This is a genomic window from Aeromonas sp. MR19 (genome assembly GCF_963899305.1).
Taxonomy (GTDB): domain Bacteria; phylum Pseudomonadota; class Gammaproteobacteria; order Enterobacterales; family Aeromonadaceae; genus Aeromonas; species Aeromonas bestiarum.
The window spans coordinates 35,135-46,918 of the sequence record NZ_CAWQWZ010000009.1; the positions used below are offsets into that span (position 1 = coordinate 35,135).

Here is an 11,784-nt window from a genome sequence, read left to right on the forward strand (position 1 = left end):
CCTTTCCCGCCCCGCATGATGGCGACGTGATCTGCGGCAACAAGCGCCTTTTGCATCTTACCCCCCGATCCCCGACAATCCCATTTCGTGTGAAGTGACGGGAATGACTCACCTTTTCTCGCACCCACCCCTCATTTGAATTGGCGGGAGTCGTCCATGTTTACCCTCTACCACTCCAATCAGCTGGATCTGCTCAAGGAGCTGCTGGTGAGCCGCATCCGGCAGGCTCCTCTCTCTCACCCCTTCGATCGGGAGCAGATCCTGGTGCAGAGTCCGGGCATGGCCCAGTGGCTCAAGCTGGAGCTGGCCAAGGCCTTCGGCATCGCCGCCAATATCGACTTCCCGCTGCCCGCCAGTTTCATCTGGGATATGTTCACCCGGGTGCTGGCGGACGTGCCGCGCCAGAGCCCCTACAACAAGGGCGCCATGAGCTGGCAGCTGATGACCATTTTGCCCGCCCTGCTGGGCAGGCCCGCCTTCGCACCGCTCGCCGCCTATCTGGGCGGGGATGAGCACGATCCTGCAGGGGATCCAGAACAGGTGCGGCTGTGGCAGCTCTGCCAGAAGGTGGCGGATCTGTTCGACCAGTATCTGGTTTACCGGCCGGACTGGATCGCCCGCTGGGAACAGGGGGAGGGACTTGTCGGAACAGGGAGTCAAGAGCTGGCCGGGGTGAGCGGTCAGGACTGGCAGCCCGAGCTGTGGCGCGAGCTGGTGGCCCGCACGCTGGCGCTCTCCCCGAGCGGCTACCACAGAGCCAACCTCTACGAGGAGTTTATCCACGAGCTGGCGCGCACCTTGGATCTGCCGGGCAAGCTGCCGCAGCGGGTGTTTGTGTTCGGCATCTCGGCGCTGCCGCCGCGCTATGTGGAGGCGCTGCAGGCCCTCGGCAGCCGACCCGAGGTGGAGGTGCACCTGTTCGTCACCACCCCTTGCCGCTACTACTGGGGCGATCTGCTCGATCGCAAAACCCTGGCGCGCCTCGAAAACAAGCTCAAGCCAGGTACGGATATCGAGACCCTGCAGGGCCCCGCCAACCCGCTGCTCGCCTCCATGGGCAAGCTGGGGCGCGACTACCTGCACCAGCTGATGGAATTGGAGGTGCCGCAAATCGAGGCCTTCGTCGATATCGACGAGCTGGATGCCAAAGGCAATGTCAGCCTGCTGCGCGCCATCCAGAAGGATGTGCTGGAGCTGGCCGAACGGGGGGGGGGGCAGTTCGATCTCGACGCCAGCCACCACAAGAGCCCGATCGATCCGGCGGATGGATCCTTGCAGATCCACGCCTGTCACGGCCCTATGCGGGAACTCGAGGTGCTGCACGACCGCCTGTTGGCGCTGTTCGAGCAGGACCCGTCCCTCAACCCGAAAGACGTAGTGGTGATGATGCCGGACGTGAACAGCTACGGCCCCTACATTCAGGCGGTGTTCGGCGCGCGCGGCCAGATCCCCTTCGCGGTGTCGGATCGGGCGGCGAGTCAGGAGAGCCCGCTGCTGCAAAGCTTCCTCGCCCTGCTCAAGCTGCCCAACGCCCGCTTCGGGGCGGGCGAGCTGCTGGCCATTCTCGAGGTGCCCGCCGTGCTGCGCCGCTTCGAGCTGGATGACGACGAGTTCAACCAGCTGAGGGTCTGGGTGCAGGAGACCGGCATCCGCTGGGGGCTGGACGACGGCTACCCCGCCCGTTTCGATCTGCCGCCCATGTCCGGCAACAGCTGGCTGTTCGGCCTGCGCCGCATGCTGCTCGGCTTTGCCATGGGGGATGGCGAGCCGGTGGCGGGTATCTTGCCCTGTGCCGACAGTATGGGGGGGCAGCAGGGGCCCTTGGCCAGCATATTGCCCTATGCAGAGATCGAGGGGCAGCAGGGGCTGGCGCTTGGCAAGCTCGCCTGGTTTGTCGACTCGCTGGCCGAATTCCTGCCCCGGCTGCAACAGGCGCAGCCGCTGGCACAGTGGAATGCCTGCCTGCTGGCGCTGCTGGAGCGCTTCTATCTGGCCGGTGAGGAGGAAGAGCGTCAGCTGCAGCTCATTCGCAGTCAGCTGGCCGACTGGCAGACCCAGCTCGGTGAGGCTCGCTTCGATCAGCCCATCTCGGCCTCCCTGCTGCAGGATTACCTCGGCAGCGTGCTGGGGGAGTCCCGCTCTAGCCAGCGCTTCCTCGCCGGTCAGGTCAACTTCTGCACCCTGATGCCGATGCGCTCCATCCCCTTCAAACAGGTCTGCCTGCTCGGCATGAACGACGGCGTCTATCCGCGCACTTTGGCCCCCATGGGGTTCGATCTGATGGCGGTGGCTTCGCGGCGCGGGGATCGCTCCCGCCGGGATGACGACCGCTACCTCTTCCTCGAGGCGCTGCTCAGCGCCCAGCAGGGGCTCTATATCAGCTATCAGGGCTTCAGCGCCCAGGACAACAGCGACAAGGTGCCATCTGTCTTGCTGGCCGAGCTGATCGACTATGTGCGTCAGGGTTTCGTGCTGGCGGGGGATGAGAGCCTCGACGACGAGACCTCCGGCAAGCGACTGCTCAAGCACCTGATGGTGCCGCACCCGCTCACCCCCTACAGCCGCAACTACTTCCATCCTGAGGCGGGTTCACGGCTGTTCACCTATGCTGCCGACTGGCTGCCCGCCCTCAATCCGGTGCGCGGCGCCGCCAACTTCCAGAGCGGCGAGCTGCCGCTGCCTCCCGAATGGGGCAAGGAGCAGGGGCTGGAGCTGGCCGAGTTGCTGCGCTTCTATCGTCAACCCACCAAGTATTTCCTCAACCGCCGCCTCAAGGTGTGGTTCGAGTTGAACGAAGCCAACATAGAGGACAGCGAGCCGTTCGAGCTGGACGGTCTGCAACATTATCAGCTTAAAGACCTGCTGCTCGGTGCTCACTTGGCTGAGGGTGATAGTGCGGTGCGCCGCGAGCGGTTGCAGCTCACCGGCCTGCTGCCGCAAGGCTGGTTCGGCAGCCTGCTGCTGGACGATCTGGATGCCGAGATGGGCAAGCTGGCGGAGCGTCTGCGCCCCTGGGTCAGTGAAAAACAGGCGGTGGAGATCGATATCTCGCTGGCACAGGGCCAGTTGCAGGGGTGGATCGACACTCAGAAGGGACGCTTGCTGGTGGTGAAACCCGGCAGCTTCAACGGCAAGGATCTGCTGCTTGGCTGGATCCAGCACCTCTGCCTCTGCCTGAGCAGTGCCCCCGGCGACACCCTGCTGTTCGATGCCAAGCAGAGCCTGCGACTGCCCAAGCTCTCGGCCGACGAGGCGCGCCCCAGACTGGCGGCCCTGGTGGCGCTCTGGGCCCAGGGGATGAAGCGGCCGCTGCCGTTTTTCCCCAACACCGCCTGGGATTGGCTCAAGGCGATGGAGAAGGATCCGGACAAACCGGAGGCGGCCGACAAGGCGGCCCTCACCCGCTTCAACGGCGGCTACATGGTCAATGGCGAAGGGGAGGACGTTTACGTCGCCCGCTGCTTCCCCGAACTGGATGAGGCCGTGCTGGCCCAGTTGCAGGCGCTGGCCCGCGAACACCTGACCCCGCTGCACCAGGCCCTGGAGGAGTTGCAATAATGGCCAACCCGCTCAATACGCTGCGTTTTCCCCTCCACGGTGAACGACTGATCGAGGCCTCCGCCGGCACCGGCAAGACCTACACCATAGCCGGTCTCTACCTGCGCCTGCTGCTGGGCCACGGCCCGATTATTGAACAAGACAGTGGCGAAGAGGGGGCCGATGCCGGTCAGTCCAGCGCTCACGAGCGGCCGCTGTCGGTGACCGAAATCCTGGTGGTGACCTTTACCGAAGCGGCCACCGCCGAGCTGCGGGGACGGATCCGCGCCCGCATCCACGAGGCGCGGCTCGCCTTTATGCGGGGTGAGAGCAAGGATGACTTGCTGGCCCAGCTGCTGATCGAGGTGGAAGATCACGAGCTGGCGGCCCGCCGCCTGCTGGCCGCCGAGCGGCAGATGGACGAGGCGGCTGTCTTCACCATCCACGGCTTCTGCCAGCGGATGCTCAAGCAGAACGCCTTCGAGTCGGGCGCCCTCTTTGAAACCGAATTTCTCACCGACGACAGCCAGCTCAGGCTGCAGGCGGTGAGCGACTACTGGCGCGCCGAGTTCTATCCGGTGGACAAGACCCTGGCCGGCTCGGTGCGCGCGCTCTGGCCTAGCCCCGCCGCCCTGCTGCGGGAGATGAGCAGCTGGCTCGACAACAGCGAGCTGGAGATCCACCCGGCCTTGGGGGATGAGACCCTCGCCGCCCGCCATCAGGCGGCCATGGCCCGTATCGATGCGGTGAAAGATGCCTGGCTGGCGCAGATGGACGAGATCCGCCGCCAGACCGAGGGGCAGATGAAGCTCTATACCGGCAAGAATTACGAAGGCTGGCTCGCCAAGATAAGCGACTGGGCGCAGGACGAGGGGAGCGGCTACGCGCTGCCCAAGGATCTCGAGCGCTTCGGCCAGGAGACACTGGAAGCCAAGTTGAACAAGGGGAAGGCGCCACCGACCCTGCCGCTGTTCAGCCAGATCGACGAGCTGCTGGCGAGCCGCCCCGGTATTCGGGATCTGATCCTGCAACGGGCCGCCAAAGTGGTGCGTAGCCGGATGCAGGCCAGCAAGCGGCAGGCCCATCAGCTCTCGTTCGATGACCTGCTCAAAGACCTCGACGGGGCGCTCGGCTCCAGCTTGGGCGAGCGGCTGTGCGAGCGCATTCGCGCCACCTACCGGGTGGCTATGATCGATGAATTCCAGGATACAGACCCCCAGCAGTACCGTATCTTCCACCGTCTTTATGGTGGTCATAGCGACACGGCGCTCTTGATGATCGGTGACCCCAAGCAGGCCATCTACGGCTTTCGCGGCGCCGACATCTTTACCTACATTCAGGCGCGGCGAAATGTGAGCGCCCACTACACCCTGGGGCGCAACTGGCGCTCCAGCAGTGCGCTGGTGGGGGCGGTCAACGGCCTGTTCGAGCGGGCAAAAGATCCCTTTATCTACGAGGCGGATATCCCCTTCCTGCCGGTAGAGGCGCAGGGCAAGAGCAAGGCGCTGCTGCTGGGTAGCGCCACCGCCCCCGTGCTCCACTGCTGGCAGCTGACCGGCCAGCCCACCTTCAATCGGGGGGATTACCAGAGCAAGATGGCCCGCGCCACGGCCGCCGAGATCCACCGCCTGCTGACCCAGGCCCGCGAGGGCAAGGCGCAGATAGGCGACAAGGCGGTTAAGGCGGGGGATATCGCCGTGCTGGTGCGCACCGGCGCCGAGGGCAAGCTGGTGCAGCAGGAGCTGGCGCGGCTTGCCATCGCGTCCGTCTACCTGTCGAACCGCGAGAGCGTGCTGGAGCAGGTGGAGGCGCGGGAGATACTGTTGATCCTGCACGCCTGCCAGAACCCGAGCGAAGAGCGCAGCCTGCGGGCAGCGCTCGCCACTGGCCTGTTTGATCTGGATGCCAGGGCGCTCGATGGGCTGGCCAGCGACGAGCGGGCCTGGGAGAGCGCGGTGCAGGAGTTTATGGAGTACCGCAAGATCTGGCACCGCCGCGGTGTGCTGGCCATGTTGCGGGCCCTGCTGCACAGGCGCAATCTCGCCTCCTCTCTGCTGGCGAGCCCCTACGGCGAGCGGCGGTTGACCAACTTCCTCCATCTCGGTGAGCTGCTGCAACAGGTGAGCAGCGAGCTGGATGGGGAATACGCCCTGCTGCGCTGGCTGGGGGAGGCGGTGAGCCGCCCCAACGGGCAGGATGCTGAGCAGGTACTGCGGCTCGAATCCGAGCGCAAGCTGGTGCAGATAGTCACCATCCACAAATCCAAGGGGCTGGAGTACCCGCTGGTATTCCTGCCCTTCATCTGCAGCCACAGAACTGCCGAGACCCCGCTCTATCACGAGGCGGACGAGGCAGGCAATCGCACCATACTCGACTTGACCGGCGCCGAGGGATCCTTGGCGGAAGCTGACAAGGAGCGCCTCGCCGAAGATCTGCGGCTGCTCTATGTGGCGCTGACCCGGGGCGTCTACGCCACCTGGCTGGGGCTGGCCCCGGTGCGCTCTGGCAACGGCAAGTCGGAGAAGACGGACCTGCACCACACCGCCATCGGCTATCTGCTGCAAAAGGGCGAAGAGGGGGATGCCGAAACCTTGGCGACCGCCCTCACCGAGCTGTCGCAGGCGCTGCCCGGGGTGGTGGTCTGTGAGCCCTCGCTCACCCGTCCGGCCCCGCTGCCGCCTGAAGAGGAGCCGTTGGGCGAGCCGCAGGTGCGCCGCTTTACCGGTTCCCTCGAGCGGGATTGGTGGATCAGCTCCTACTCCGGGCTGGCGGCGCAAGGAAATGGTCACAGCAAGGGGGTACTGGCCAATCCCGGCTTCGATGACGAGGTAGTGACCGAGACGGCGAGCGCTGCCTTGCTGGCCGAATCGGGGGAGGTGGCAGCGCCCCAGCCCTCCATCTTCACCTTCCCGAAAGGGGCGCGCCCCGGCACCCTGCTGCACAGCCTGTTCGAGACCATCGACTTCCAGAGCGCGGGCGGCGAGTCGCTGGCGCACCATATCGCCAGCCTGCTGGCGCAGGATGGTTTCGACGAAAGCTGGGCCGAGGTGCTGCAACAGCAGGTGGAGGCTGTGCTCGATACCCCGCTGGATACCGGCTTTGGTGATCCGGTGCGGCTGCGGGACTTGAGCGCGAATCGCAAGCAGGTGGAGCTGGAGTTCTTCCTGCCCATGGGGCGGGTGACGGCACCTGCGCTGACCGCGCTCTGCCAGCAGCACGACCCGTTGTCGCGGGGCAACAAGCCGCTGAGCTTTGCCACCGTGCAGGGGATGCTCAAGGGCTTTATCGATCTGGTGTTCGAGTGGCAGGGGCGCTGGTATCTGCTCGACTACAAATCGAACCACCTCGGCATGAGCCCGGCCGATTACAGCCGTCCGGCGCTGGAGCGGGCCATGTGTGATCACCGCTACGACCTGCAATACCAGCTCTACTCGCTGGCGCTGCACCGGCTGCTCGCCCTGCGCCTGCCGGGCTACGATTTCGAGCAGCATTTTGGCGGTGTCTTCTATCTGTTCCTGCGCGGCATGCCGCAGGGGGGCATTTTCCACACCCGCCCGAGCCGTGAACTGGTACTGGGGCTGGATCGGCTGTTTAGCGAAGACAGTGAGCCGCCAGCAGCGGGATCCCACGCATTGAACGAGGTAGAGGCATGAGCGACACCATGATCAGCACGGCGACCAGCGCCATCATGATCGAACGGTTGAAAGCACTGGCACTGACGGGGCGCATCCGCCAGCTGGATCTGCAATTTGCCAAGCTGGTGGCCGATCTTGGCGGCAGCCCCGAGCTGGTGCTGGGGGCGGCACTCACCTGCTTCGAGCTGGGGCGCGGCCATGTCTGTTTGCCGCTTGAGATGTTGGCAGCAGGATCCTTGCGGCCGTTCGGGCTGGATCCCCAGCAGAGCCGGGATCTGCTGCTGGATCTGGCGGATCCGGCCCGCTGGCCCGCCCTGTTTGCAGAGAGTCCCTTGGTTGGTACGGAACAGGATGAGGGGCTCGCCCCGCGCTGGCCGCTGCGGCTCTGGCACGGGCGCCTCTACCTCACCCGTTACCACGACTTTGAGCTGGGGGTGGCCCGCCATCTGCGCACTTTGAGTGAACGCGCCGAATGGCCGGAGATCGCCCCGGCCCTGTCGCGGCTGTTTGCCCGCGACTACGGGCTGGTGTTCGCGGCCCTGCTCAAAGCCCGCCTCGCCCTTGACTTCTCGCCCCGCCACTTTATCGAGAAGTATCTCGATCTGGTGTTCCCGCACGAGGTGGATTGGCCCGCCATAGAGGCGCTGCTGGCGGTTGCCCAGGCTGCCAGCGACTTGAGCAAGCTGGATGCGCTGGTGCCCGAGGCGCTCTGCTGCAACGGCCAGAAGCTGGCGGCGGCCACGGCGGCGGCACGCCCCTTCGCGGTGATCTCCGGCGGCCCCGGCACCGGCAAGACCACCACGGTTGCCAAACTGCTCGCCATTCTGGTGGAGACAGGCCTGCAAGCAGGCAAGGCGCCGGCGATCCGGCTGGTGGCCCCCACCGGCAAGGCGGCGGCGCGTCTCACCGAGAGTATCGGTTCTGCCCTGCAGGCGCTCGACTTGCCCCCCGAGTGGGTCGAAGCCATCCCCACCGAAGCGGGTACCCTGCACCGGCTGCTCGGGGTGATCCCGGGGCGCAGCCAGTTCCGCCATCACGCGGGCAACCCGCTGCACCTGGATCTGCTGGTGGTGGATGAGGCCTCCATGGTCGATTTGCCCATGATGGCGCGCCTGCTCGATGCGTTGCCCAGCCACGCCCGCCTGATCCTGCTCGGCGACAAGGATCAGCTCGCCTCGGTGGAGGCGGGGGCCGTGCTCGGCGATATCTGCAGCTTTATCGAACAGGGCATCAGCCCGGCGCAGGCGGATTGGCTCTCCCGCCAGACCGGCTACCGTTTGCAGGGCACGCCCGCTGGGGCACCCGTGCGCGACAGCCTCTGTTTGCTTTCCAAGAGCTGGCGCTTCGATCAGCATTCGGGCATAGGCCAGCTGGCGCGCGCCTGCAACAGCGGCGATGCCACTGCGGTGGAATCGGTCTGGGGCATGGGCTTTAGGGATATCAGCCTGCACCCCTGGGCGGGGGAGGCCTACGACGCCCTGATTGCCCAGGGGGTGGCCGGTTACGGCCGCTATCTGAAGGCGGCCCGCGCGGGGGAAGATCCCGCCGCCGTGTTCAAGGCGTTCAACAGCTTCCAGATCCTCTGCGCCCTGCGCGACGGTCCGTTCGGGGTGCTGGGGCTTAACGAGCGGCTGGAACTGGCCTTGTCACGGGCCGGGTTGATCGCCCGCGATGGGGACTGGTATGTGGGGCGCCCCGTGATGGTGGTGCGCAACGACCACGGGGTCGGCCTCTACAACGGTGATATGGGGCTCTGCCTGCCCGATGAAAGCGGGCGGCTCAAGGTATGGTTTGAGCAGCCGGATGGCACCCTGCGCGCGCTTTTGCCGAGCCGCCTGCCGCCCCACGAGACCGTCTACGCCATGACGATCCACAAATCCCAGGGCTCGGAGTTTGCCCACACCGTGCTGGTGCTGCCGGACAGCCCCAGCCCGCTTTTGACCCGCGAGCTGGTCTATACCGGCATCACCCGCGCCAAGGCACGGCTCGATCTCTACGGTGATCGCGCCCTGCTGGCACAGGCGGTGCGGAAAAAGACCGAGCGATATTCCGGATTGGCGGAGAGGTTGGGGGAGTGATTGGTGACATTGTTCAGGCTTTATCACCACCAGCATGACAATAATTGAAGGAGTTATATTTTGATTAGTGAAGAAAGAATGGCTGAGGTCATGAGAATACTTGAAATATCTGGTGATCTCAGAAAAGCCAGTGTGAATGATGAAGAATTGATTTTTGCCGCTATCAACAATTTATTAATGCACTCTCCAGGAAGTCTAGCCTACTCTATCGAGCATCTATCTGAGCTCAGAGATTTTATTGATGAAAATATAGAGCAGAGAGTTAATGAGGAAGTTGGCAGGCTGCCTGATACCGATAAAATCAAAGAGTATCTAAATAAAAATAGTGCTTTGGTTAGAGACGTTTCTGTTGGGCGGATGGCTAAAAATAGTATATCTGAATTAATTGAGTTTATTAATAAGTCTGAGCTAGACAGTGATGCCGAAACTTTTGCTGATTTATTGACTGAGGCAATGTCTGACATCAATGACTTCTATATATCTACTAGAATTGTGCCAATGGTACAAAGAGGGATATATGCTACAAGTATTAGTGAGTTAATTGAATCTATGGACCGTGATTTCGTAGATAAAAGAGATAACGAATCTTTCTGGCAAAGAAAGTTCGATTTTAATAAGAAACTTTTAGAGCATCTTCTTGGTGGTAGTATTAGTCTCTGTTACAGAGAGTTTGGTGTCGGTAGTACAGACATTTCAGGGAAAGGTCATCGACGGACTGATTTTGCATTACTTCATTCTTTAAGTAGAAACATTAGTTTGGTTGAAATAAAAACTCCAGGCACAGAACTTTTATCTAAGAGAAAATATAGAGGAACTTTTGGGCTTTCTAATGATCTATCAGGTACTATTTCTCAAGTTTTAATACAGAAATCTGAGTTGATGAAGAATTTTTATAGTAAAAAATGTAATTCTGAAGTTGACTTTGAGGTTTTTGCTCCACGTTGCTATATCATATGCGGTTTGTTATCGGATCTAAATAATGAGAAAGATAAGTTGAGGGCATTTGAAATACAAAGGGATGCAGTATCTTCTCATGTAAAAATAATCACTTTCGATGAATTATATCGTAATTTTTTAGATTTTAATCGTTCTAATTAGGATGATTCCAACTCGTATGTTGGGCTTCGCAGGCTCAGCACCAACCTACTGGTTGTGTTGGTTGTGTTGGTTGTGGCTGAGCGTAGCGAAGTTCAACGTTTACCGTGAAATAACTTATTTTTATGAACATGTGAAACAACCTTCTCCTCATTTTTATAAATTAGCAGGGGAAGGGAACAATACGTTACGGCTGTCAGATTACACTATCGCCAATAGAATGCCACGCTGAGCCAGCGTGAAACGGTAAATGATCCAAGAATAAAGCCCCCACATCGGAGGCCTGTTTTTATATCACTCATAAATTAGCAGAACATTTATTTTCTCAAAAATGGCAGCAATACTGTCATCAGCTGTTCCGGGCATTCTTCCGTTACAAAGTGACCGCACTCGCTGAGCATAGCGCCCTGCAAATTCACCGATCTTCCCTGCATCGTCTGCTGTGGTGCATCACGGGTGGCATGATCTGCACCGATTGCCAGAACCGGCATCATCAATTTTTTCTCAGCCCGCTGTTTATTCTGCTGGATGGTTTGCGGAATCGCCCGGTAATACGCAAATCCAGCACGCAGTCCTCCTGGTGAAGAATAAGCATCGATATAGGTTTGTGCCGCGATGCGATCACGACGATAAGACCAGTGGTCAAAGATAAAATTCAGATATTCCCGTTCTTTGCCGGCCGTCAGCATTTCCGGCAAATCCTGCACCTGATTAAACATAAAGTGCCAGAGGAAAATATTCTCCTGTGGATCGACAAAGATGGACGGTGCCGGCGCCAACCCCGGAATGACTGCCTCGGTTAATGCGATTTTTTTAATGTCTGCGGGATAGTCACTTGCCAGCGCATAACCAATCCACATGCCAATGTCGTGACCGACAACCGAATATTTCTTATGGCCCAGCTGATTCATCATCATGTGCAATGTGGTTGCCACCGCCCCGGTATCATAACCCGTGGTCGGCCGTGCGGAATAACCGGTTCCCGGCGGATCAACCGCTATTGCCATATAGCCTTCGGCAGCGAGTCTGGTCATAACATGACGCCATGCATACCAAGTCTGCGGCCAGCCCGGGATCAGTAATACAGGTTCCCCCTTTCCCATCGTCACGTAATGAATCTTCTGCCCTGCAACGTCGACATACTGATGCTGAAAATCTGCCTCATTAACCTGCGTTGTTGCCGAGGTTTCTGCCGCGCTTTGTGCATTTTCCGCGACGGCAGTGCCATGCAATGGGAACAGCATGACGGCTGCCAGCAATGCCCTGATGAATGATGTGTTCATACCTTTTCCGTCTGAATTATTGATAAAAAAATACCCGCAGCAGGCCATAGACAGAGCCCGTGTCAGCTGCGATAGCGCCTATTGTTTGTCGATCAACAGTGAATAGATTAAGAGGGCTTACAAATCTTTGTCAATCAACAAAAAATAATTCTTTGT

General features: G+C 60.6%; 5 protein-coding genes. 4 read left to right on the plus strand and 1 reads right to left on the minus strand.

Annotated features, from left to right (window positions below):
* Window positions 1-156: 156 nt before the first annotated feature.
* The 4 genes from recC to AACQ95_RS05270 are packed head-to-tail and all read left to right on the plus strand — an operon-like array spanning window position 157 to window position 10,348.
* On the plus strand, window positions 157-3,558 hold the full coding sequence (recC, locus tag AACQ95_RS05255) for an exodeoxyribonuclease V subunit gamma (protein ID WP_241280860.1): 3,402 nt from the start codon (window positions 157-159) through the stop codon (window positions 3,556-3,558).
* Entirely contained in the window at window positions 3,558-7,190 is a 3,633-nt protein-coding gene (gene recB / locus AACQ95_RS05260; protein WP_241280862.1) for an exodeoxyribonuclease V subunit beta, read from the plus strand. Before recC ends, recB begins: the two co-directional genes overlap by 1 nt.
* Complete coding sequence (gene recD / locus AACQ95_RS05265; protein WP_241280863.1) at window positions 7,187-9,250, plus strand: exodeoxyribonuclease V subunit alpha; 2,064 nt, start codon at window positions 7,187-7,189, stop codon at window positions 9,248-9,250. The genes recB and recD overlap by 4 nt, the downstream gene beginning before the upstream one ends.
* 60 nt (window positions 9,251-9,310) lie before the next feature.
* Complete coding sequence (locus tag AACQ95_RS05270; RefSeq protein ID WP_241280864.1) at window positions 9,311-10,348, plus strand: Shedu immune nuclease family protein; 1,038 nt, start codon at window positions 9,311-9,313, stop codon at window positions 10,346-10,348.
* A 314-nt stretch (window positions 10,349-10,662) separates the two neighbouring features.
* On the opposite strand, the gene AACQ95_RS05275 is transcribed toward AACQ95_RS05270, so the two are convergent.
* Complete coding sequence (locus tag AACQ95_RS05275; protein ID WP_241280865.1) at window positions 10,663-11,628, minus strand: alpha/beta fold hydrolase; 966 nt, start codon at window positions 11,626-11,628, stop codon at window positions 10,663-10,665.
* Between the last annotated feature and the right edge of the window lie 156 nt (window positions 11,629-11,784).

Coding starts and splice junctions, on each gene's coding strand:
- recC (WP_241280860.1), top strand. CDS start 157: ATGTTTACCCTCTACCACTCCAATCAGCTGGATCTGCTCAAGGAGCTG.
- AACQ95_RS05275 (WP_241280865.1), bottom strand. CDS start 11,628: ATGAACACATCATTCATCAGGGCATTGCTGGCAGCCGTCATGCTGTTC.
- recD (WP_241280863.1), top strand. CDS start 7,187: ATGAGCGACACCATGATCAGCACGGCGACCAGCGCCATCATGATCGAA.
- recB (WP_241280862.1), top strand. CDS start 3,558: ATGGCCAACCCGCTCAATACGCTGCGTTTTCCCCTCCACGGTGAACGA.